The sequence below is a fragment of the Streptomyces violens genome (assembly GCF_000717745.1).
GTDB lineage: Bacteria > Actinomycetota > Actinomycetes > Streptomycetales > Streptomycetaceae > Streptomyces > Streptomyces violens.
On record NZ_JOBH01000002.1, the window covers coordinates 714,467 to 737,833 of the forward strand.

18 protein-coding genes are annotated in these 23,367 nt (G+C 72.2%); 10 read left to right on the plus strand and 8 right to left on the minus strand.

The window, feature by feature from the left end; genetic code table 11:
* Positions 1 to 328: 328 nt before the first annotated feature.
* A complete protein-coding gene (locus IF04_RS0106475; protein ID WP_030252229.1) occupies positions 329 to 589 on the minus strand; it encodes a hypothetical protein in 261 nt (86 codons plus the stop codon).
* A gap of 343 nt (positions 590 to 932) precedes the next feature.
* On the opposite strand from IF04_RS0106475, the gene IF04_RS0106480 reads away from it, so the two are divergent.
* On the plus strand, positions 933 to 2,732 hold the full coding sequence (locus IF04_RS0106480) for a serine/threonine-protein kinase (protein WP_063829437.1): 1,800 nt from the start codon (positions 933 to 935) through the stop codon (positions 2,730 to 2,732).
* Here the strand turns inward: IF04_RS0106480 and IF04_RS0106485 are convergent.
* Positions 2,702 to 3,508 (minus strand): SGNH/GDSL hydrolase family protein, encoded by an 807-nt coding sequence (locus IF04_RS0106485; protein ID WP_030252234.1) that lies wholly within the window; start codon positions 3,506 to 3,508, stop codon positions 2,702 to 2,704. The genes IF04_RS0106480 and IF04_RS0106485 overlap by 31 nt on opposite strands.
* A gap of 301 nt (positions 3,509 to 3,809) precedes the next feature.
* On the opposite strand from IF04_RS0106485, the gene IF04_RS0106490 reads away from it, so the two are divergent.
* The 7 genes from IF04_RS0106490 to IF04_RS0106520 all read left to right on the plus strand — a co-directional run bounded on the left by IF04_RS0106490 (position 3,810) and on the right by IF04_RS0106520 (position 13,854).
* Positions 3,810 to 5,045 carry a S8 family peptidase gene (locus IF04_RS0106490; protein ID WP_030252236.1) on the plus strand — a complete coding sequence of 412 codons (1,236 nt, stop codon included), beginning with the start codon at positions 3,810 to 3,812 and terminating at the stop codon, positions 5,043 to 5,045.
* Positions 5,046 to 5,282: 237 nt separating this feature from the next.
* Positions 5,283 to 5,696, plus strand: coding sequence for a hypothetical protein (locus IF04_RS0106495; RefSeq protein WP_030252238.1), 414 nt, complete (start codon positions 5,283 to 5,285; stop codon positions 5,694 to 5,696).
* A gap of 1 nt (position 5,697) precedes the next feature.
* Complete coding sequence (locus IF04_RS0106500) at positions 5,698 to 6,840, plus strand: GNAT family N-acetyltransferase (protein ID WP_037958340.1); 1,143 nt, start codon at positions 5,698 to 5,700, stop codon at positions 6,838 to 6,840.
* Between the two features lie 315 nt (positions 6,841 to 7,155).
* The gene (locus tag IF04_RS0106505; protein WP_030252242.1) at positions 7,156 to 7,968 is read left to right on the plus strand and encodes a glycosyltransferase family 2 protein; all 813 of its coding nucleotides are present in this window, start codon (positions 7,156 to 7,158) and stop codon (positions 7,966 to 7,968) included.
* Positions 7,965 to 9,074 carry a glycosyltransferase family 2 protein gene (locus tag IF04_RS0106510; protein ID WP_245654294.1) on the plus strand — a complete coding sequence of 370 codons (1,110 nt, stop codon included), beginning with the start codon at positions 7,965 to 7,967 and terminating at the stop codon, positions 9,072 to 9,074. The genes IF04_RS0106505 and IF04_RS0106510 overlap by 4 nt, the downstream gene beginning before the upstream one ends.
* 86 nt (positions 9,075 to 9,160) lie before the next feature.
* Positions 9,161 to 9,931, plus strand: coding sequence for a polysaccharide deacetylase family protein (locus tag IF04_RS0106515; protein ID WP_030252248.1), 771 nt, complete (start codon positions 9,161 to 9,163; stop codon positions 9,929 to 9,931).
* A gap of 86 nt (positions 9,932 to 10,017) precedes the next feature.
* Positions 10,018 to 13,854 (plus strand): lipopolysaccharide biosynthesis protein, encoded by a 3,837-nt coding sequence (locus IF04_RS0106520; protein ID WP_030252250.1) that lies wholly within the window; start codon positions 10,018 to 10,020, stop codon positions 13,852 to 13,854.
* A 36-nt stretch (positions 13,855 to 13,890) separates the two neighbouring features.
* Here IF04_RS0106520 and IF04_RS0106525 read toward each other — a convergent pair whose 3' ends face one another.
* A complete protein-coding gene (locus IF04_RS0106525; protein ID WP_078599895.1) occupies positions 13,891 to 15,276 on the minus strand; it encodes a GH39 family glycosyl hydrolase in 1,386 nt (461 codons plus the stop codon).
* A 182-nt stretch (positions 15,277 to 15,458) separates the two neighbouring features.
* On the opposite strand from IF04_RS0106525, the gene IF04_RS0106530 reads away from it, so the two are divergent.
* Positions 15,459 to 16,571, plus strand: coding sequence for a DUF5925 domain-containing protein (locus IF04_RS0106530; protein WP_030252254.1), 1,113 nt, complete (start codon positions 15,459 to 15,461; stop codon positions 16,569 to 16,571).
* Between the two features lie 102 nt (positions 16,572 to 16,673).
* On the opposite strand, the gene IF04_RS0106535 is transcribed toward IF04_RS0106530, so the two are convergent.
* The 3 genes from IF04_RS0106535 to IF04_RS0106545 form a co-directional block, all read right to left on the minus strand.
* Positions 16,674 to 17,636, minus strand: coding sequence for a pirin family protein (locus IF04_RS0106535; RefSeq protein WP_030252257.1), 963 nt, complete (start codon positions 17,634 to 17,636; stop codon positions 16,674 to 16,676).
* Positions 17,637 to 17,654: 18 nt separating this feature from the next.
* Complete coding sequence (gene ddaH, locus IF04_RS0106540) at positions 17,655 to 18,437, minus strand: dimethylargininase (RefSeq protein ID WP_030252259.1); 783 nt, start codon at positions 18,435 to 18,437, stop codon at positions 17,655 to 17,657.
* Between the two features lie 128 nt (positions 18,438 to 18,565).
* Entirely contained in the window at positions 18,566 to 18,964 is a 399-nt protein-coding gene (locus IF04_RS0106545; protein WP_030252261.1) for a GntR family transcriptional regulator, read from the minus strand.
* A gap of 527 nt (positions 18,965 to 19,491) precedes the next feature.
* On the opposite strand from IF04_RS0106545, the gene IF04_RS0106550 reads away from it, so the two are divergent.
* Complete coding sequence (locus IF04_RS0106550) at positions 19,492 to 20,472, plus strand: GNAT family N-acetyltransferase (protein WP_051830742.1); 981 nt, start codon at positions 19,492 to 19,494, stop codon at positions 20,470 to 20,472.
* Positions 20,473 to 20,537: 65 nt separating this feature from the next.
* On the opposite strand, the gene IF04_RS0106555 is transcribed toward IF04_RS0106550, so the two are convergent.
* Together IF04_RS0106555 and IF04_RS0106560 are read right to left on the minus strand one after the other, a co-directional pair.
* Complete coding sequence (locus tag IF04_RS0106555) at positions 20,538 to 21,710, minus strand: methyltransferase domain-containing protein (protein WP_030252266.1); 1,173 nt, start codon at positions 21,708 to 21,710, stop codon at positions 20,538 to 20,540.
* 154 nt (positions 21,711 to 21,864) lie between these two features.
* The gene (locus tag IF04_RS0106560) at positions 21,865 to 23,367 is read right to left on the minus strand and encodes a tripartite tricarboxylate transporter permease (RefSeq protein WP_030252269.1); all 1,503 of its coding nucleotides are present in this window, start codon (positions 23,365 to 23,367) and stop codon (positions 21,865 to 21,867) included.

Here is a 23,367-nt window from a genome sequence, read left to right on the forward strand (position 1 = left end):
GTACGGGGCAAGCGACTGCACCCTGACGCGGAATGATCGTCACGTCAACAGCCCGGCGAGAGATCACCGTTACGAGTGAGGCGATGATCCGGTACAGGTGAGCAGGTAACCCGGTACGCCGATACCGCTCACCGGCCGCCGGAAACGCCGAACGCGCCCGCCCCGCCCCCGGGCTGCCGGGAGAGGGACGGACGCGTACGACCGTGACGCTGTGCTGCGGTGGCCGGGGCCGGGCGGTTCCGGGGCCCGCGGACGGGGCCGGATCAGCGGCGGGGAGCTGACGGGGCGCACTCGGGGCGCACCGGAGCACCGCTCGGCGCGGCCCCGCTCAGCCGTGGCCGCCGAAGAGCGACCGGCGCAGCCGGCGCAGCGGCGCGAAGAGCGACACCCGCGCCCCGCGGCTCTTCCGCGTCCGCGCGTGGTCACGCTTGGTGATCTCCTGCATCAGCGACGTGGCGCCCTCGGTCTCCCGCTGCGGTATCGCCGGTCCGCCGAGCACCGCGAGATGGCGGTCCAGACGCGCACTGGACGCGCCGCCGCATGTGATGGCAGGCACTCGCGGCCTGCTGCGTACTGCAATCTGTTCCATGACACTCCCCACCCGTACGAGGGCACCCGGCCCGGGCAGGGTAACCCTATCTCTCCCGCACGTCCTTCGCGCAGCCCGGTATCAGTATTCACCTGCCCCGCAAGGGCGTTGACCAACACCATACGGAACGTCCGCGTACCGCACCTACTCCAGGCCGAGTTGACGGCGTACGGGGGCACGCGGTGGCCCCGAGCGTGCGCCCCCCATGACGGAGCGTCACCACAAGGGGCCGCGCCCCGCCCCGTATCGCTGCCGGATTGCCTCCGAAGGGGCGGCAACGGCGGCGTACGGAGGTACGTTTTCCCCACATCGCTCCTTTTGCGGGGTCGAGGGGGCTCGTGCCATGGACACAGGTGCGGGAAACGAACGGGTACTGGCGGGCCGCTACCGCCTGCTCGACGAGCTGGGCCGCGGCGGCATGGGCGCGGTGTGGCGGGCCCGGGACGAACTGCTGGGCCGCGAGGTGGCCGTCAAGGAGGTACGGGCGCCGCGCGAACTGCCCGCGCACGAGGAACGGTTGCTGTACGCGCGGCTGGAGCGGGAGGGCCGGGCAGCGGCCCGGATCGCGCACCGGAACGTCGTGACCGTCTTCGACGTGGTCACCGAGGGCGGCCGCCCGTGGGTCGTGATGGAGCTGGTCCGCGGCCTCTCGCTCGCCGAGACGCTGGCGGCCGACGGGCCGCTGTCCCCCGAGCGCGCGGCCCGTATCGGCACTGAGGTGCTGGCCGCACTGCGGGTGGCGCACGCGGCGGGCGTGCTGCACCGCGACGTCAAGCCGGGCAACGTCCTGCTGGCGAACGACGGCCGGGTGGTGCTCACCGACTTCGGGATCGCGACGGTCGAGGGGTCCTCCGCGCTGACCCTGACCGGCGAGCTGATCGGCTCGCCCGAATTCCTTGCGCCGGAGCGGGCGCTCGGGCGGACGCCGGGCCCGGAGTCGGACCTGTGGTCGCTGGGCGTGACGCTGTACACGGCGGTGGAGGGCGCGCCGCCGTTCCACGAGGAGACGCCGCTGGGCACGATGCGCGCGCTGGTCGACGAGGAGCTGCCGCCGCCGCGCCGGGCGGGCCCGCTGGCGCCCGTACTGGCGGGGCTGCTCCGCAAGGACCCGCGCGAGCGGCTGCCGGCGGACGAGGTGGCGGGGATGCTGGCGGCGGTCGCGAGCGGCGGGCAGCCGGCCACGGTGACGGCCGCCGCGCCGCCGCTCCCGTACTCCCCGACGGTCGCGGCGCCCGGCCCGCCCGGGGACACCGGTACGGACTCCGCGTCGGATGCCCCGCCGCCTCCCCCTGTCGGCTCCTACGGCCCGCACACCGCGCCGCCGCCCCGCCGCAGGCGCCGCTCGGCCGTCAGCCTGGCAGTGACCGCCCTGGCCGTCGCGCTGGCGGCCGGCGGCGCCGCCTGGGGGCTGCTGGGCGGGAACGGCGGCCCGGGGCCCGGACCGGCCGACCGTACGTCGTCCGCGAGCGCGCCGGGGGCGTCGCCGGGAGAGGACACCGGCCGGGGCGGTGGCCACGGGGGCGGGGCGCGCACGTCACCGCCCGAGGTCAGGGTCACGGCCGCCGTGTCGACCCTGCGCGGCCGCTACGGGGGCCGCTGCCCACCGCCGGCCGCCGCGGCCCCCGCGTTCTCCGGGGTCATCTCGGTCAGCCGCGGTCCGGCCGAGGTCGTCTACCGCTGGGACGTCGACGGCCGCGGTACCTCCGACGGGCCGTGGCGGACGGTCCGCTTCCCGGACGGCGGGGCGCAGCGGGTCACGGTCGGGCTCACGGTGACGGCATACGAGCCGGGCGGCACACGGGCGGGCCGCGCGGGGTTGCGGGTGCGCAGTCCGAAGGCGGTCGCCTCGAACCGCGCCGCCTTCTCCCTGACGTGCGAGAGGGAGGCCCCGGGCGGCGGGGCCTCCCCTGCTCCTTCCTACCCGGGGCCGGCCCCCACGGACACGACCCCGGCACCGTCACCCACGAAGACGACCCCGGAGCCGTCCCCTACGGATACGGACACGGGGACGGCCTCTCCTACGTACGACGAGAGCCCGCCTTCAGAGAGCGCGGGCTCGCCTTCGGGGAGCGACGGATCGCCCTCCTACGAGGAGAGTTCGCCCGGCGGGGATCACGTGGTGGCGCGGAACACCGGCAGGTAGCCGCTGGACTGGCCGGTGGCGGTCGGGTGGTAGGACTCCTCGACGGGATAGCGGACGCTGTGCAGCCAGGCGCTGCCCGAGCAGATCTCGTGGCCGGCGAAGGTGGTGTTGGCGTCACCGAAGGCGAAGCCGTGGTCGGCGGCCCGCTTGGCGGTGACGGCGTTGAGGTCGTCCGCCGCGGCGTTTATGGCGGCGCGCTCCTTCTCCGTGAGGCCGGCGATGCAGCTGCCGCTCAGCTTGTAGAAGCGGGGATAGCCCAGGACGGCCACCCGGGCGTTGGGCGCCTTGCCGGAGATGGCGCTGTACACCTGGTCCAGCTTTCCGGGGAGGGTGGTGTTGATGTACGTGCGCGCCTGCTGGACCCGGGACAGGCACGCGCTCTCGGAGTTGAGCACGCAGGTGGTCATGGTGTCGGCGAAGCCGGCGTCATTGCCGCCGACGGTCAGGGAGACCAGGGTCGTGTCACCGTTCACCGACGTCAATTGGCTGTTGATGACATCACCCGTACGGGCCCCCGAGCAGGCCGCGAAGGTGAACGAGGCGGGTGAGTTCGCGGCGGCCCAGAGGGCGGGGTACGCCTTGTTGCTGCGCTTGCAGGAGCCGCTGCCACTGTCGTAGCTGCCGGCTCCGAGGCCGGAGGAGTAGGAGTCGCCGAGCGCCACATAGCGGGCGACGCCGTCGAGTTGGGCGGCGGAGGCGGGAGTGGTGCCGAGGAGTGCCAGGGACGAGGAGACGAGGAAGGCGGACAAGAAGCCCGCACATCTGGAAACTCTCATGGAACCTCCAATAGCAGGATCTCTGCCGCAACCGTGGTAGCAGTACGACACGGTTGATGGAAGTGTTCATGCCAACTTTGCTACCCGCGTAGAGCATTACTGGCCATGCGTCCGGCGGATTGCCGCACTATGTCGCGCCCGTGACGATCAAGCGAGGCCCTCTTGAACCCCCACCGCATCTCGGCGAATCTTTCGTCCGGGCGGACTGTCGCACCCTCAACAGCCGCTCGTAGCACACGAATCCGTGTGCCACCCCCCATGCGCACGCACCACGCGCACCTGATGAGGAGGACCCCCTCGCATGGCAGTGATGCGTACCACCACCAAGGTTTTCGGCCGGATTCCGGCCAGGCTCCGGATCGCCACGGCGATCACCGCCGCGTCGGCCGCCGTCACCCTCGGCGTCACCGCGCTCCCGGCCCAGGCCGCGCCCGCCGAGGGCACGGTCATCGGCGCGGGCGCCAAGAACGCCGTCCAGGGCAGCTACCTCGTCACCCTGAAGAAGTCCGCGGGCCTCAAGGCCGCGTCCGCCGACGGCAGACGCCTGATATCCGCGCACGGCGGCACCGTGCAGCACACGTACACCGCCGCCCTCAACGGCTACTCGGCCCACCTCTCCGCGGCGGAGGCGAGACGCCTCGCCGCCGACCCGGCCGTGGACCAGGTGTTCCAGGACACGACGGTGCACGCCACCGGCACCCAGGCCAACCCGCCGTCCTGGGGCCTGGACCGCATCGACCAGACGAACCTCCCGCTGAACCGGAGTTATACGTACCCGGACAGCGCCGGAAGCGGTACCACCGTGTACGTCATCGACACCGGGGTCCGGATCAGCCACCAGGACTTCGGCGGCCGCGCGGTGAACGGCTACGACGCCGTGGACAATGACAACGTCGCGCAGGACGGCAACGGCCACGGCACCCATGTCGCGGCCACCGCGGCGGGCACCAGCTACGGCGTCGCCAAGAAGGCCAAGGTCGTCGCCGTACGGGTGCTCAACAACTCCGGTTCCGGCACCACCGCCGGGGTCATCGCCGGCATCGACTGGGTCACCAAGAACCACAGCGGCCCGTCGGTGGCGAACATGTCGCTGGGCGGCGGCGCGAGCACCGCGCTGGACACCGCCGTGAAGAACTCCATCGCGAGCGGCGTGACGTACGCCGTCGCGGCCGGCAACAGCAACCTGGACGCGAACACCTCCTCGCCGGCCCGCGTCCCCGAAGCGCTCACCATCGGCGCCACCACCAGCACCGACGCCCGCGCCAGCTACTCCAACTACGGTTCCCGCCTCGACCTGTTCGCGCCCGGCAGCAGCATCACCAGCGCCTGGCGGACCTCCGACACCGCCACCAACACCATCTCCGGTACGTCCATGGCCACCCCGCACGTAGCCGGCGCGGCCGCCGTCTACCTCGCCGGGCACCCCTCGGCCTCGCCCGCCGCCGTGTCGAGCGCCCTGGTCGGCGGCGCCACGTCCGGCGTCGTGACCAGCCCGGGCAGCGGTTCACCGAACAAGCTCCTGAAGATCGTTCCGTAACCTCCGGGCGCCCGCACACGCCGGTGCCCACCACGTTTCGGACACGACCGGAATCAACAATTCCATAGCCTGTACCACAGTTTGCAGGCGAGCCGCGTCCACCGCGACCAGTGCGGCGGACGTGGCTCGTTCACGTCTTCTTTGCATCTTGACGAGCACCCGGCAGCCGCGCCACATTGAAGCCCGGCATCGGGTGCTTATGAGCATCAGGCCGCTTTATGGGGGGCAAAGCTGCCAATGCAGACCAAGACCATCAACAGCAACAGATCGAGCGGCAGCAGACCGGCCCGGGGGGAGCCGATGCCGCTGCTCGCGGGCGCCGCCGTCGCGGTGGGGGGTGTGGGTGCCGTGCTGGCGCTCGCCGACCTCGACTCGCCGCTGCGCGCACCCTTCACGCTCTTCTTCCTGCTCGGCGCGCCGGCGGCGGCCATCGCCGCCGCCCTGGGACGCCTGGACCCGCTCAGCCGCACGGTGGTCGCGGGCGCGGGGGCTCTCGCGGTCGACATGCTGGTCGCCCAGACGATGCTGTCGCTGCACGTGTGGTCGGCGCGCGGCGGGGTCGTGGCTGTGGCGGCGATCAGCGGCACCCTCTTTCTGCTGGCGAGCGTGGTGCGCCGGGGTGCGTCCGCGCCAGAGGCACGGACGGACTGAAGTGGACATCAGCGTGTACCGCCCCGGCGAACTGAGCGGCGCCGACCGGGCGGCGTGGACCGCCGTGCAGTCCCAGGCACACCTCCTAGGCGCACCGGTCCTGGCCAACCCTTTCCTCGCACCGGAGTTCGCGCTCGCGGTGGGCCGCTGCCGCCGCGGCGTGCGGATCGCGGTGATCAGGGAGGACGGTGAGCCGGCCGCGTTCCTGCCCTTCCAGCGGACCGCGCTGGGCGTGGGACGGGCGATCGGCCTCGGCGTCTCGGACGCCCAGGGCCTGGTGCACCGGCCCGGCTTCCAGTGGGACGCGCGCGAGCTGCTGCACGCGTGCGGGCTGGCGGTGCTGGAGTTCGACCACCTGGTCGAGGGCCAGAAGCCCTTCGAGGCGCAGCCGTTGCAGCCCTTCCCGTCCCCGGTGATCGACGTGGACCAGGGCTTCGAGGCGTACTTGGCCCGGCTGCGGAAGCAGTCGCCGAAGTTCACCCGCACCACCCTCGCCAAGGAGCGCAAGCTCGGGCGGGACGTGGGCGAGGTGCGGTACGTCCACGACGAGCGGGATCCGGCCGTTCTGCGCAGACTCATCGACTGGAAATCGGCGCAGTACCGAAGAACGGGACGCAGCGACCGCTTCGCGCGGCCGTGGATCACGCACCTGGTGGAGCAGCTTTTCCACACCCGCACCGACTCCTTCGCGGGCGTGCTGTCGGTCCTGTACGCCGGCGAGCGGCCGGTCGCCGCGCACTTCGGGCTGCGTTCGGAGCGGGTGCTGGCGTGCTGGTTCCCTGCGTACGACCCGGAGTTCGCGAAATTCTCGCCTGGGCTGATCCTGCATCTGCGGATGGCCGAGGGGGCCGCCGCGGATTCCATGGCGTACCTGGATCTCGGCCGCGGCGAGAAGGAGTACAAGGACTCCTTCAAGACACGCGAAATTCAGGTTTCCGAAGGGTGGGTGACGCGGCGCCATCCGGTGGCGCTGGGACATCGCGCGCGGCGCGCTCCGGTAAAGGCACTGCGGAACACCGTGGTGACCCGGCCGGAATTGTTCGAGCCGGCCGACCGCCTGCTCAAACGGATGGGCCGAATCCGTACCGGAGAACTCGGAGCAGCCCGCACCCTTTCCGCCGACAAGACAAAAGGGGATTTGTAGTTCCAGCTCTTGCCATAGAGTGTCAATCATCAATACGGTCGTACAATCCACCCGCAACGGATCGTCATGAAGCGGCTCTAGGGGAGGGCTCAAGCGCCGCGACGGGGCCCGATGCGGGGCGCGGTAGGGGGGTGCCGTGCTCGATACGTGTGCCAGCGTCGAGCCACGAGCCGCGGAAACACGCATGCCAGCTCGCTCTCTCGGTCCGGTGTTCCATGCCGTGCTGAGCAGAGTGTGAACCCCCCTTTCGAACCGGAAACACATCCGGGCTGCCCGGGGGTGGGCGGCCTACCGGACGAGAGGGAAAAAAGACTCATGAGCTCGTTCCTTCGCCCTGCGGAGACGGATCAGAAATCCGCCGCGCGGATTCCCGCACAGGCGCAATACCGACCCGTTTCCTCGCACTTGGCGATTGCTCCGCCGGTCAGCGTCGTGATACCGGCGATGAACGAAGCGGAAAATCTCCCGTACGTCTTCAAGACGCTTCCGGACTGGATCCATGAAGTGGTCCTGGTGGACGGGAATTCCACCGACGACACCGTGCAGGTGGCGCGGGACCTGTGGCCGGACGTCACGGTCGTGAAGCAGCGCGGCAAGGGCAAGGGGGATGCCCTGATCAGTGGCTTCGCGGCGTGCACCGGCGAGATCATCGTCATGATCGACGCGGACGGCTCGGCCGACGGCGGCGAGATCGTCTCCTATGTCTCGGCGCTGGTCGGCGGTGCCGACTTCGCCAAGGGCTCGCGGTTCGCCAACGGCGGCGGCACCGACGACATGACGCCCATCCGCAAGCTGGGCAACCGTGTGCTGACCACCCTGGTCAACACCAAGTTCGGCGCCCGCTACACCGACCTGTGCTACGGCTACAACGCCTTCTGGCGGCACTGCCTGGACGAGATCGCGCTGGACTGCGCGGGCTTCGAGGTCGAGACGCTGATGAACATCCGCGTCGTCAAGGCGGGATTGCGCGTCCAGGAGATCCCCAGCCACGAGTACAACCGCATCCACGGCGTCAGCAATCTGCGCGCGGTCCGGGACGGCATCCGCGTCCTGAAGGTCATCCTGCGCGAACGCGGCACCCGTAAGCGTGCGGTGCGGCCCGCCTTGATCACGGGAGAGGTGTCTTGAGCGTCCGCATCTCCGTGGTGATCTGCGTGTACACCGAGGACCGCTGGGGCGACATTCTCGCCGCGGCGGCCTCGGTGCGTGACCAGCTCCACCCGGCACACGAGATCCTGCTCGTCGTCGACCACAACCCGGCCCTGCTGACGCGGCTGCGCACGCAGTTCGCCGGGGCCACCGACATCAGCGTGCTGCCCAACGCCGGGCCCAGAGGTCTCTCCGCGGGCCGCAACACCGGCGTCGCGGAGTCCACCGGCGAGGTCATCGCCTTCCTCGACGACGACGCGGTCGCCGAGCGCGAATGGCTGCTGCACTTCGCCGAGGGGTACGCCGACCCGAGGGTGATGGCCATCGGCGGCCGCACCGAACCGGTCTGGGCATCCGGGCGCCGCCCCGACTGGTTCCCCCGGGAGTTCGACTGGGTCGTCGGCTGCACCTACCTCGGCCTGCCGCCGGGCCGGACCCGGGTGCGCAACGTCCTCGGCGGCAACGCCTCGTTCCGCCGCGAGGCGTTCGAGATCGCCGGCGGGTTCGCCACCGGCATCGGCCGGGACGGCGACAAGCGGCCGCTGGGCTGCGAGGAGACCGAGCTCTGCATCCGGCTCACCCGCGCGTGCCCGGACGCCGTCCTGCTCATCGACGACCGCTCGGTGATCCACCACCGGGTCCCCGCGGGCCGCGAGCGCTTCGCGTACTTCCGTACTCGCGCCTACGCGGAGGGCCTCTCCAAGGCCCTGGTCGCGCGCAGCGTCGGCACCCAGGACGGGCTGGCGACGGAGCGCCGCTACACCACCCGCGTGCTGCCCGCCGGGGTGGCGCGCGGCGTCCGCGACGCGCTGCTGCGCAGGCCGGGCGGCGCCGCCCGGGCGGGCGCGATCGTCGCGGGCGTGGCGGCCGCGGCCGGCGGCTATCTGGTCGGCACCGCCCGCACCCGCCGCTCCGGCGGCGGATTCGTGATCGCGGCGGTACCGGGCCCCGCGCCGGACACAGCGAGCGAACCGCCCCCGGCCGAACCGGTACGGCTGACCGTACGGGCCGAGAAGCCCGCGCGCGGCGACGCTCAGGTCCCCGGCACGGGAGTGCTGCGCGGCGACGAGGGGGCGGTCGCATGACCGGCCTCGCGGGCACCGGCCTCGAAGGCACCGGGCTGGGAGGCACCGGCCTCGAAGGCACCGCCCTCTCCCCCGTGCCGATCCTCATGTACCACGCGGTCGCCCACAAGCCGGCCCCCGCGACGCACGCCCTGTCCGTCGCGCCCGGCGCGTTCGCCGAGCAGATGGCGGTCCTGGACGACGAGGGGTACCACCCGCTGACCACCGCGCAGCTCGCGGCGGCCTGGCGGGACGCCGCCCCGCTGCCCGACCGCCCGGTGCTGATCACCTTCGACGACGGCTACGAGGGCGTGCACCGCCACGCCCTGCCCGTCCTGGCCAAGTACGGCTTCCCGGCCACCCTGTTCGTCTCCACCGGCTGGCTGCCGGGGCCGTACGACACCGGTGGCGCGCTGGACACCATGCTCGGCTGGGACCAGGTGCGGGAGCTGGCCGCTGCCGGGGTGGAGATCGGCGGCCACAGCCACACCCACCCCCAGCTCGACCAGCTCGCCGACGACCGGCTCTGGTCCGAGGTGCTGCGCTGCAAGGCGATCGTGGCCGAGCAACTGGGCGCGGCCCCGGTGTCCTTCGCCTACCCGTACGGCTATTCCAGCCGGCGGGTGCGGCGCACGGTGCGCGCCGCCGGCTTCCACCAGTCGCTGGCCGTCGGCAACGATCTGGCCGGGCGCCGGCAGGGCCCGTATGCGCTGCGCCGGCTGACCGTGCGGCGCAGCACGGACCTGGCGGAGTTCCGGCGGATCGTCGCGGGCGAGGCCATCGGCCGCACCTTCGCCAAGGACCGCGTCCTCACCAAGGGCTACGCCCTGCTCCGCAGATCGCGTCAGGCGATCCGGCTCTGCACGCCCGGGGACTGACCCCGCGCGCCACAGCGCCGACGCAATGCCGTCAGTGGGGCCCGGTGACAGACAGTGCCGGGCCTCAGGAAAGGGAACCCGAGCCAGTGTCTGACACGACCACCCGGACCGAGGAACGCACGCAGGACCCGGCACCGGACGGGCGCAAGCTGCGGTTCCCGGGGCGCGGCGGCGGTACGCCCCTCTTCCGCAACGCCTACGCGCTGATGCTCAACACGGGCATATCCGGGCTGCTGGGCCTCGGCTTCTGGCTGGTCGCCGCGCGCTACTACACCGAGTCCGCGGTCGGCCAGGGCTCGGCCGCGATCGCCGCGATGAAGCTGCTCGCCGGACTCACCGCGCTGACGCTGACCGGCGCGCTGGCCCGCTTCATCCCGGTCGCCGGGCGGGCGACGGGCCGGCTGGTCTTCCGTACGTACGCGGGCAGTTCGCTGGTCGTGGCGGTGGCCGCCGGCGTCTTCCTGCTCACCCTGGACCTGTGGGGCCCCTCGTACCGCTTCCTGCACGGCCCGCTCAACGGGCTGGGCTTCATCGTGGCGGTGATCGCCTGGTCGCTGCTGACCCTGCAGGACGGCGTACTCACCGGGCTGCGCAGCGCCCTGTGGGTGCCGGTGGGCAATCTGGTCTTCTCCGCGGTGAAGCTGGCGCTGCTGGTCGCGATGGCGGCGGCGATCCCCACCGCGGGCGTCTTCGTGTCCTGGGTCGCGGCGATCGCGGTGTCCGTGATCCCGCTGGGCTGGCTGGTCTTCCGGCGCCTCGTGCCGCGCCACATCGCGGCCACCGCGCGCACCGTACGGCCGCCCTCGCTGCGCGAGATGGGCCGTTTCCTGGCCGGCGACTACACCGGCTCCCTCTTCTCGCTCGCGGTGGTCTACCTCGTACCGGTCATCGTCGCCTCGCAGGTCAGCGCGGCCGACAACGCGTACTTCTACATCACCACCACGATCGGCGGCACGGTCAACCTGCTCGCCACCAACATGGGCGCCTCGCTGACCGTGGAGGGCTCGCACGACCCGGCGCGGCTGGCGGAGAACACCCGCGCGGCGCTGCGCCGGATGGTCCGCATCATGCTCCCGGTCGCCCTCTTCCTCTTCGTCTGCGCGCCGTACATCCTCGGCGTGTTCGGCAAGGGGTACGCGGACGCCGCGACGCCGCTGCTGCGCTGGTTCGCGGTCGGCGCGGTGCTGCGCGTGGTGATGGAGACGTACTTCGCGGTGCTGCGCGCGCAGAGCCGGACCTCGGGCCTCGCCTACCTCCAGGGCCTGCTGTGCCTCCTCGTGCTCGGCCTGACGCTGCTGCTGCTGCCGCGGATGGGGCTGGCCGGCGCGGGCGTCGCGGAGGTGTGCAGCCTGGCCGTGATCGCCTCGATCGCGACGGTGAAGCTGTACGGCGTGGTCCGCGGCCGCCCGGTGGCGCCGCTGGCCAAGGCACCGGCCGACGGGGTGGCCCCCGACGGCGACCTGGCGGACCTGGCGATGCACGGCGACCTGGGCGACGCGGTACGCGCGCCCTCATGGGCGCAGCGCGCCCGGCTCGACGTGGACACGATGCCGCTGGGTGTCCACGTGGACTTCGATCACATGGAACGCCGGCCGGATGTACGGCCACCGTTGGGGGAGGAGCCGGTGGCGGAGGCATACCGGAAGACGGCGAGCGCCGGTACGGGCGCGCCGCCGCCTCCCGGGAAGCCGTCCTGGGCGAAGGAGACCGCGCAGGAAGCCGCGCCGGAGCCCGGTGGCCCGGCGGAGGCGCACACGCTGCCGCTGCCGGTCGTCTCCCCGTCGAGCGCCTCGGAGGCGCACACCGTACGACTGCCGAAGGTCACTCCGGCGGCCGCGGCCCCGGCCGCTCCTGCCGCGGCCCCGCGCGGCGGCCTGGCAGTCCGTCTCGCCGCACGCGCCGACCTCGGCGTCTGGGCCCTGCTCGGCACCGCGCTCGCGCTCTTCTGGCTGCCGCTGCGCGGGATGGGCGACGCCGACCTGGACCGGATGGGCGGGCTCGGCCTGATCTCCGTCCTGCCGGTCGCAACACTGGTCGGCGCCGCCCTGCTCGCCGTGGCCTTCGCCGCGGCGCTGTGGCTCTCCCGGCCGCGCCGGGTCCTGCTGACGGCGACACTCCTCCTGACGGTCGTGGCGCTGCACGCGCTGCCCGCCGTCCTGGAGGCGGAGCCGCGCTTCGCCACCGCCTGGCAGCACCTGGGCTTCCTGGACTACATCGGCCGCACCGGCACCGCCGTACCGGACCTTGACGCGCGCTGGAGCTGGCCGGGCTTCTTCGCCGGGGCGCAGTTCCTCGCCGAGGCGTGCGGCGTCACCGGCTTTGACGCGCTGCTCCGCTGGTGGCCGCTGACCATCCAACTCCTGTACCTCGCTCCCGTGTTCCTGCTGCTGCGCTCCGTACGGGCGGACTGGCGCGCGAAGTGGAGCGCGGCATGGCTGTTCGCGCTGTGCGGCTGGGTCGGCCAGGACTACTTCTCCCCGCAGGGCTTCACGTACCTGCTCTACCTCGTGTTCGTCGCGGTCCTCCTGGTGTGGTTCCGCGACCCCCGGGTGCTGCCCGGCAAGCTGCGCCCCGGGGAGGCCGAGGTGCGCCCGGCGGAGCGCGGACAGCGCGCGGCCCTGCTCTGCATACTGATCGCCCTGTTCACGGTCTCCGTGGCGGGCCACCAGCTCACGCCCTTCGTGATGCTCGGCGTGCTCGTCTTCCTGGTGTTCGTGCGCCGTTCGACGCTGCGCGGCCTGCCCCTGTTGCTCGGCGTACTGGTCGTCTTCTGGATCGGCTTCCTCGCCGAGCCCTACTGGTCGGGCCACTTCGACGAGCTGTTCGGCGGCATCGGGGGCCTCGGCTCCAATGTCACCTCCTCCGTGGCGGGCCGTATCGAGGGCGGCAGCAGCACTCACAAGCTCGTCCTGTACACCCGGGTCCTGCTGGCCGGTTCGGTGCTCGCGCTGGCGTGCTGGGGCGCGCTGCGGCGGCGCATGGCGGGCTTCACCGAGCGCTCGCTGCTGGTGCTCGCCTTCGTGCCGTTCCTCGCGTTCGGGATGCAGTCCTACGGTGGCGAGATGGCGCTGCGCGTCTTCATGTTCGCGCTGCCCGGCGCCTGTGTGCTCGGCGCGCTCGCACTCTTCCCGCGCACGGCCGCCGATCCCTCTCCGGCCGACCGCCCGGCCCCCGGCCGCCCCACCGCCGGCCGCCGTGGCCTCGGGCCGCTCGCGGCCCTGCTGGCGGGCCTGGTGCTGGTCTTCGGCTTCCTCGTGGCCCGCTGGGGCAACGAGCCGTTCGAGCGGACCCGGTCCGGCGAGGTCGCGGCGATGGAGTACGTGTACGCGCACGACGAGCCGACCGTACGGCTGCTGTGGTTGACCGACGATCCGGTCGACAACGTCACCCCGGACATGCCGTGGGGCGCCAAGGACATGGAGCGCGTCCAGTACGAGCCGACCCTCGCGCCGCGCGACCCGGTGCTCGTCGGGCCGCTCGTCAAGGCGCTGAAGGACGCGGGGCCGCAGTCGTACCTGATCGTCAACCGCGGCCAGTCCGAGGCGCTGCGGCTGGACGGCGGCTACCCGGACAGCTGGGAGCGGCGGCTGCGCGCGAACCTGGACAGCCGCCCCGACCTGCGGCGGGTGCTCGTCAACGAGGACGCCGTGCTGTACGAGCTGATGGACCCGCCGGCCGGCCCGGTACCGCAGCCCGCCCCGGGCCCGGCGGGCCCGAAGGTCACCTGGACGCCGTGGTCGGTGGCGGGCGGCCTGGCGGTCGTGGCGCTGCTCCTGCTGCTGGGCACCCGCGAGATCGTGCGGGTGGCGCTCCCGCCGAGCGTGGGCAAGCAGCGCTGGGTCCAGGGCTCGTTCTGGTTCTCGCTGCCGCTGCTGGTGGTCTTCCTGGCGGCCCTCGTGCAGCGGTTCGTGACGCTGTCGTAGGGCCGCCGTGCCTCAGCGCTCCGGCGCTTCAGCGCTTCAGCGCTTCAGCCAGCGCAGTCCGTAGCCCGGCATGTCGAAGGTCCTGCCGTCGATCTTGGCCTGGATCATCCGGTCGAGGGTGTTGATCACCAGTACGGTGTCGTCGTCGGCGAGCACCCGTACGTTCGGCCGGTCCTCCGGCGCGACGGCAACGGACCGGAATTCGGTCCCCGGCGGGAATTCCTTCCCGAACTTCCCGAGCAGTTTCATCATCGGCAATTCGCCGCCGCCGTCGTCCAGTTGCGTACTGCGCCACAGGCAGCCGGGGCAGTCCTTGCCCTCGTTCTGCGGATTCCAGTACAGCGCGGCGGCCACGCCGGCCCGCGCCATCTCCATCATCGCGGCGGCCTGGACGGCGGTACGGTGCGGCTCGCTCCAGCCGTTCCGGTCGTCGTTCTCGTCCGCGACCTCGACGTACCACTCCGACCACCACACCGGCAGTCCGATCTCCTGGCGCAGCCACCGCGTCACGTCGCCGAATTTCTCCGTCGCCCGGAATTCGTCCGGCGCGTACACATCGTCCTTGGTGTAACTGGAGCCGTCGACGGCCAGGAAGTCGGCACCGTCCTTGTGCTCGTTCCAGTAGGTGACCGCGTCCAGGACCCGCTGGTCGACCGAGCCCCAGGGCCCCGCGAGATCGGACGCGTAGGAGTCCTCACCGGGGCCGTAGCTGTCCATCACGACGTACGGCCCGCCGACCTGGATTCCCGGATCGACCTTCTTCAGCTCCTTGTACACGAGGTTGTACAACTGCGTGTAACCCTCGTAGTCCCAGCGGTTCTTGTCCTCGTCGAAGAAGCCCTTGAATTCGTTCCAGACGATGAAGTGCCGGACCTCCGGATAGCGTTTCGCTATCTTTCCCGCCAGCTTCGCGAAGTCCTCGTAGTGCTCCGGGGTCGGCGCCTTCTCCAGCTCGCCCCAGTCCGTTTTCCCGGCCTTGCCGCCCTTCATCCAGTCCGGCGAACAGCACAGGGTGAGGACGGGCGTGCCGCCGGTGCTCCGGATCAGCTCCAGCCGCCGGTCCAGGTCGCGGAAGTTGTATTTCCCGGGACTCGGCTCCGGATTGCGCGCGCCCCAGCCCATGATGTGCTGGTTCTGCGGCATCGGGTCGCCGGTGAGCAGCCGGTCGGCCGCCACCTTGGCGGTGTCCGCGCCGCGGTCGGCGCTGAACTCGGTGTGCGTGAACCCCCAGCCCAGCTGAGCCATCGGGTTCGCGCTGCCGAACACTCCGTTGTTCGTGCCCCTGCCTTCCTGTCCCCCCGGCGGAAACCCGCCCATGACCAGGAGTAACGACAGAACCGTCACCCCCGTGCCGAGAAGCGCGGTGATCGCCCACCGCGTGCGCCCCGGTATTGCCACCCGTAACCCCCCATGACGTCCCACAACGGGCAAGCCTAGCCAGAATCCCGACTGTTGAGCCGCAATACCGCGTAACGGTTGCCCTGTGGACAGAACTACCACGCCGCCTGTCAAGTGCCGGTCAAGCCCGCGTCCACCTCCGGTCCGGCCCGGGTAATCCCGTAATTCCGTGTACGGCACGCGATCCATGCCGGATCATGGCCGCCATGTGTGCCGATCACCTGCCGCCGGCCGCCGCCGAGGAGTCGCTGCCGATCCGTCTGACGATGGACGACAGCGACTCCCCGTCCGACGTGGTGGACGCCCTCTTCCTGGGGCGGTTCGCCAACGGACGCCAGCCCTACGCCCGCAGCCTCTCCGTGGAGCGCGTCAAGCCGGGCCTGACGCTGCTGCCGCCCGGCGCCGAAGTACTGCGATCGGCGCGCGACGACGACCGCAGCGCGACCCTCGCCGAGGGCGAGGGCTGGACGCTGCTCGTCTCGCGCTGGAGCCGCGGCGCCGACATCACGGTCACGGCGGTCAGCGACGAGCTGGCCCAGAAGGTGCTGGGCCAGTCCACGGACGGCGCCGAGGACGAGCCGGAGCCGCAGCCCGCCAACGTCACCATGGGCTTCTGGTACTACTCCCCGCGCCGCGGCCCGTACCGCACCACCCGGCAGATCTCCGCCGGCACCTGGGAGGAGATCCGCCCGAACTACACGGCACCGGTCGCCGACGCGCTGGACGGCCTGATGAAGGTCACCCCCGAGGAGATCGCCGGCCGGCTGCTGCTCCTGCACGGCCCGCCGGGCACGGGCAAGACGTCCGCGCTGCGCACGCTCGCCCGTTCGTGGCGCGACTGGTGCCAGGTCGACTGCGTGCTGGACCCGGAGCGGCTCTTCAACGACGTCGGCTATCTGATGGACATCGCCATCGGCGAGGACGACGCGACGGGCCGCGGCCGCTGGCGGCTGCTGCTCCTGGAGGACTGTGACGAGCTGATCCGCGGCGAGGCCCGGCACACCGCCGGGCAGGCGCTCTCCCGGCTCCTCAACCTCACGGACGGCCTGCTGGGCCAGGGCCGCAACGTCCTCGTGGGCGTGACGACCAACGAGGACCTGGAGCGGCTGCATCCGGCGGTGGTCCGGCCCGGCCGCTGCCTGGCCCGTATCGAGGTCGGCCCGCTCACGCGCACGGAAGCGGTCGGCTGGCTGGGCTCGGACGAGGGCATCGGCCGCGACGGCGCGAGCCTCGCCGAACTGTACGCACTCCGCCGCGGCACCCGCCCCGCCGCCGTCCCCACCCAGGACACGGGAGCGGATGCGGGGCTGTACTTGTAGCGACTCGGCTTGCACCGGTGGCAGTGCGGCTCGTACCGGCGACAGTGCGGGTTGTACCGGTGGCGGTGCGGCCCGTACGCGCGTCGGTGCGGGCCGGCCGCCTCACCGCCCGCGCCCCCGCGGCTTGAGCGGCACCGGGGGCAGGGCCGGGGCCGGCAGCGGCGGCCCGTCGTAGCCGTGCACCGTCCCGAAGCGCTCCCCCGCCATCCACGCCTCCCGCGCCGCCGCCACCTCCTCACCGCTGCGCGCGACGAAGTTCCACCACATGACGATCCGTTCCTCGAACGGCAGCCCGCCCAGCAGCATCAGACTGCTGTCGACGTCCGCGCGCACCGGCAGCTCGCCGCGCCCGCACCCGAGGTACAGCAGCGAGCCGGGCCCGAGCCGTACGCCGTCCACCTCGGTCTCCCCCTCGATCGTCAGCACGGCGTACTCGAAGTCGCTCTCCAGCGGCAGCCGTACGTGCGTCCCCGCGCCGATCGTGATGTCCGCGCCGACCAGCGGCGTGTGGATCGTGCCGGGCGACCGCGCGCCCGCCAGCTCCCCGAGGATCACGGTCGCGCTCAGCCCGCCGCCCCCGGTGATCACCGGCAGCTCGGCGTGGTGCTCGAACGACGGCGCCTTCCCCCGGTGCTCGTTCGGCAGCGCGACCCACAGCTGCGCGCCGTGCAGTACCCGGGTGTGGTCGCGCGGCGACTCCTCCGAGTGCGCGATCGCCCGGCCCGAGGTCATCAGGCCCAGCTCCCGCGGCCGTACGGTCTGCAGGGAGCCGAGGCTGTCGCGGTGCAGCACCTCGCCCTCGCGCAGCCAGCTCACCGTCTGCAGCCCCATGTGCGGATGCGGCGGCACCTGCATCCCGGGCTCCCCGGCGATGTCGTCCGGACCGTAGTGGTCCACGAAGCACCACGCGCCCACCATCCTGCGGCCGAGGTTCGGCAGCAGTCTGCGGACCAGCGTGGACTCCCCCAGCGGAACCTGCTTGCCTGGCTGGACGTCACGGACCGGTCCGGTCCGGCCTCCGCCCCCGCAGAGACTGGCCGCGGGCTTGAGATCGAGGTTGCTCATACGGTCACGATATGGCGGTCATGCGGGCAGCTCCCGCAGGCGTACGGACAGACACGTCACGCACCCCTCCAGCTTCTCGAACTCACCGATGTCGACGGGCACCGGCGTGTACCCGAGATCCGCGAACAGCTCGGCGCTCTTCGGCGCACTGGCCGCCATCAGCAGTTTTCCACCGCCCAGCAGCACGACGTGGGAGCCGCTCTCCTCCGGTACGGCCAGGAACCGCGGGAAGAGTGCGCGCGCCTCGTCGTCGACGAGCGGCGGGTATCCGATGACGGTGCCGTCGGGAAGTGCGGTAACGGCCGACTTCAGGTGCAGTACCTTGCTGACCGGTACGGCGACGACCCGCGCCCCCAATGGCTCGAATGCGGCCCGAATTTGGCGCACTCCGTCCCCATTGGTGCGCCCGCCGCGGCCCACGTACACCGTGTCGCCGATTTTCAGCACGTCCCCGCCGTCCAGCGTCCCGGGCGCGCGGACCCGGGCCACGAAGCAGCCGAGCGCCTCGACGGTCTCCGCGGCCGCCGCGGTCTCCGGCTTCCGCTCGTCCGCGCCGGGCCGCGAGATCAGCGCGGCGTTGCGGTACACCACCATGGTGTCCTCGACGAAGACGCCGTCCGGGCAGTCGTCGGCGGGCGGCACCTCGATGGTCTCCCAGCCGTGCGCCTGCAGCGTCCCGACGTACGCCTCCCACTGCCGCCCCGCGAGCCCGGCATCCACCGGCCGCCGGTCGATATGCGTGACCAGCCCTTCCGCAAGCCGCGAACCAGGCCGACGAACAAGCGCCTTCTTGCTGGCCATAACGCACCCACCTCCGGTTCCCGGCACGGAGTCCGCACCGGGCTTACTGAACGACGAGTTAGCAGGGTCACCTTACGCGGGGACCGGACGACAGAACACTCTCCGGCGCTCTCGCTACTGGTGGGTGGTCACCCGTCCTGGTCGTCCTCGCCGTACGTGGCGCGCAGGGCCGTCACCGCGGCGGTCAGCGCGGCCTGGTGGTCGAGGCCGAGCCGCTGCGCCCGCTGGGCGAAGGCCAGGGCGGCCTCCGCGGCCTGCTGAGCCCCCGCGTCCCCGGCAGCCGCGACGAACGTACCGTTCCGCCCCCGGGTCTCGATCACCCCGTCGCTCTCCAGCGCCCGGTACGCCTTGGCCACGGTGTTCGCGGCCAGCCCCAACTCCCCCGCCAGCCCGCGCACCGTCGGCAGCCGGAACCCGGCCGGCAGCCGCCCGCTCCGCGCCTGCTCGGCGATCTGGGTGCGCACCTGCTCGTACGGCGCGTCCGCCGCTTCCGGATCGACGACAAGCTGCAGAGGGTGCAGGGCCACGGTGACACTCCCGATAGAGCTGAGGCTACAAAACCATTCCCCCACCCATTCTCCTCCGCCCCCGACCGACACGACCGTCTCCGACCGAGGTGCCGCCCCTCGCCCGACACGACCGTCCTCGACCGAGGCACCGCCCCTCGATACCGATGCGGCCGACTCCGACCGAGGTGCCGCCCCTCGCCCGACACGGCCGTCCCCGACCGAGGCACCGCTCCGGACCGGGGAGTGCTGCCCTCCCCGACCAGGGCGCTGCCCTCCCCAGCCCAGGATGCTGCTCTCCCCGACCAGGGTGCGCCCTCCCCAGCCCAGGATGCTGCTCTCCCCGACCAGGGTGCGCCCTCCCCGACCAGGGTGCTGCCCCCTCCGCCGGCGTGACCGTCTCCGGCCCAGGCGCTGCGTCCGACCGAGAGGACTCTCCCCGGCGGGGGTACGGCGCTGTCACCGACCGAGGCGCCTGCCCCCGTCCCCCCCTCGGGCGCCCGAAATTGGGAGGCGGGTGGGGTGGGCGCGGCGTAGCGTTCTGCGCCATGTCGCTCACCGTTCGCGCGTTCCGTCCCTCCGACGCCAAGGCCGTTGCCGACGTACGCCGGGCCGTCGCCTCCTTCCTCGTCTGTACCCCGCAGTCAGTGGCATGGGAGGCCGCCAACGCACCGGCCGCCCAGCACTTCCGGATCCTCGTCGCCGAACTGAACGGCCGCGTCGTCGGCGCCGCCAAGACTGGGCTCATCCACGACAGCACCGTCCCCGGCCAGGCGGTCGCCAACCCGATGGTCCACCCCGCGCACCGCGGCCACGGCGCCGGCCGCGCCCTGCTCACGGCCGCCGAGGAACGCCTGGCAGCCCTCGGTGCCACCCGCATCCTCGCCAGCGTCCACGAGGACGGCCGCTCAACGGCGTTCGCCGACCGCAACGGCTACCGCCGCAGCCGCACCTCCCGCTACCTCCGCCTCGACCTGGCCCAAACGCCCTTGCCGCCGCTCCCCGATCGCCTCCCTCCCGGTGTGGAACTGCGCAGCGCCGCCGACTTCGGCGCCGACCCGTACCCGCTGTACGCACTGGACGCCGAGTCCACCTCCGACGAGCCGTGCGACGTGCCCGGCGACGCCATGTCGTACGAGGACTGGCTCTCGCAGACCTGGGAGCACCCGGACATCGACCTCGGCCTCACCACGGTCGCGGTGGTGGACGGCGAACCGGCCGCGTTCAGCGCGGTGGCGGCCGACGGCCTCGGCCGCTGCTCGTCCGCCACTACCGGAACCAAACGCGCCTTTCGCGGCCGTGGCCTGGCGAAGCTCGCCAAGCTGCACGCCCTGCACGAGGCCCGGGCAGCCGGCTGCACCGAAGCCTTCACGGGCAACGACACCACCAACGCGCCCATGTTGGCCATCAACAGCGCCTTCGGCTACGCGCCGTACGCCACCGAGTGGCGCTGCCTCCGCGACCTCAGCGACGTCCGCAGCACCGGCACCGGCACCGGCACCGCCGAAGGTATTCGGAACCCGGCCTGAGCAGCCCTCGCCTTCCTCATATCCCCGACCTCCTCACCCTCCTCGTCCCCCTCATCTCGTCCCCCTCATCCCCGTCCCCCCGTTTCCGCCGTGCGGCCGCCCGTGCTCGGTGGCAGCGGCACCGCGCGGTCCGGGCCCGCCGGGGCGTACGCGAGGGAATCGCCGGGCCGGTGCCAGTGCAGGACGAAGCGCCGGCCCGTGCGGTACGCGTCCAGGCCCGCCCTGCAGTACGCGACCATGTCGTCCGGCAGCGCGTCCAGCGGGAACCAGGCGAGCTGGGAGCACTTCTCCGGCTCCCGGTTGACCGGCTCGCCGCCCGCGCCGTACGTCGCCTCGAAGAACCAGCCGATCCGCGGCCGCCCGTCCGGCGCGCGGTGCTGCATGACCAGCGCGACCCGCAGGTCGGACGCGGTCAGCCGCAACCCGGTCTCCTCTGCCGCCTCTCGGATCATCGCCTCCCGGACGTCCTCGCCGTCCTCGGCGTGCCCGCTGGGTGCGTGCAGCAACCCGTCCGCGTATCCGGTGTTCGCACGCCGGGCGAGCAGCACCTCGTCCCCGCGGTGCAGAATCAGATGGACATCGATCACCTCCGTATGGCGGGCCGGTGGCGCGGGGTGGGCCACCAACGCGTACCGCTCGTCCCGCACCTCCCTGCCCCACAGCGCGGTATCAGCCGCGAGTCTCTCCAGATGCGTGCGGCGGGCCAGCGGAGCGGTCAGCCGCTCCAGCTCGGCGGCCGTGAAGCCGATCGGATCGGACTCGCCCCACCGGCCCTCGATCAGCACCAGCCGGCCCCCGAGCCGCAGCAGCCGGACCCACCGGCGCAGCACCGCCTCCGGATCGGGCAGCGCCCACAGCAGATGCCGGACCAGGACCACGTCGAACTGCCGCTCCCCCACCGGTGGTTCGGCGGCGTCACCGACCATCAGCCGCGCGGCCGGCGTCCGGTCCCCGAGCCGCGCCGCCGCGAACTTGGCGCGGGCCTTGTCGACCATCCGCGGCGAGCGGTCGATTCCCGTGACGCGGTGGCCCTGCTCGGCGGCGAGCAGGGCCAGGCTGCCCGTGCCGCAGCCGAGGTCGAGGACGTCGGACGGCCCGGCCGGGAGCCAGTCCCGCAGCCGGTCCGCCCAGGCGGCCCGGACCGCCGGATCGCGCATCCCGTGATCGGGCTCGTCGTCGAACCGCTCGGCGGCGGATTCCCAGTAACCGGCGTCGGTGACCGGCGTGTCGGTAGCCATGTACAGATAGTGACAGCCGCCACTGACAATCGCTCTGGCCTGTGGATAACCCGGATTTCGGCCGGACGCCGGTCGGGCGGAGGCGGGCGGGTGCCGTGGGCGCGGTGACAAAAGCCGACCGCCGCCCCGCCCCCGTCCGGCTCCCGTCCCGCTCTCAGTCCTCCGCGCGCGCGGAACGCCCGCGCGGGAGCGCCCGCTTGATCCACGGCCAGGCCAGCAGTACCGCGATCACGGCGTAGACGGTGATCGAGAAGGGCGTGTTGACCAGGCCGGTGACGCTGCCGTCGCTGATCTGCAGCGCCCGCCGCAGCTGCTGTTCGGCGGCCGGGCCGAGGATGACGCCGATGACGGCGGGCAGTACCGGCAGGCCGTACCGCCGCATGCCCAGCCCGATCAGCCCGATGATCAGCAGGATGACGAGGTCGAGCGGCTCACCGCCGACCGCGTACGCGCCGACCGCGGCGAAGAAGAGGATCCCGGCGTACAGGTACGGGCGCGGGATCCGCAGCAGCTTCGCCCAGACGGGCGCCAGCGGCAGGTTGAGGACGAGGAGCAGCACCATGCCGACGAACAACGAGGCGATCAGGCCCCAGACGAGCTCCGGTTCGCGCTCGAAGAGCAGCGGCCCGGGCTGGATGCCGTACTGCTGGAAGGCCGCCAGCATCACCGCGGCGACGGCGGTCGTCGGCAGGCCGAGGGTCAGCATCGACACGAGCGTGCCGGCCGCCGACGCCGAGGACGCCGATTCGGGCCCGGCCACGCCTTCGATGGCGCCGCGGCCGAATTCGTCGCGGTGCTTGGAGAGCCGCTTCTCGGTGACGTACGAGAGGAAGGTGGGGATCTCGGCGCCGCCGGCCGGGATCGCACCGAACGGGAAGCCGATGAGCGGCCCGCGCAGCCACGGCTTCCACGTGCGCCGCAGCTCCGACTTGCCCAGCCAGGGGCGGCCCACCGGGATCGACTCCCCGGTCGTGCGCCGCAGATGCGCCGCCACCCACAGTGCCTCTCCGATGGCGAACAGTCCGACGGCGACGATGACGACGTCGATGCCGTCGGCGAGTTCGAGGATCCCGAAGGTCAGCCGCTGCTGCCCGGTCATCTGGTCCAGGCCGACGAGCCCGAGGGTGAGGCCGATGAGCAGCGAGGCGAAGCCGCGTATCCGGGAGCTGCCGAGTACGGACGTCACGGCGATGAAGGCGAGCACCATGATGGCGAAGTAGTCGGGCGCGCCGATGTCCACGGCGAGCGCGGCGACCGTGGGCGCGAGGACGACCAGCAGGATCGTGCCGATCATGCCGCCCGCGAAGTGCCCGCCGGCGGCGGCCGCCAGGGCCTGCGCGCCGCGCCCGGCGCGTGCCATCGGGTTGCCTTCGATGGCCGCGACCACCGCCGCGCTCTCTCCAGGGGTGTTGAGCAGGATGGAGGTGGTGGAGCCGCCGAACATGCCCCCGTAGTAGATCCCGGCGAACATGATGAACGCGCCCGTCGGGTCCAGCCCGTAGGTGACGGGGAGGAGGAGCGCGACGGCCATGGCGGGGCCGATGCCCGGCAGTACACCGATGGCGGTGCCGAGCAGCACTCCGATGGCGGCCCACAGCAGGTTGATCGGCGTCAGCGCCGTACCGAAGCCGTCGATGAGTGAGGACAGGGAGCCCAT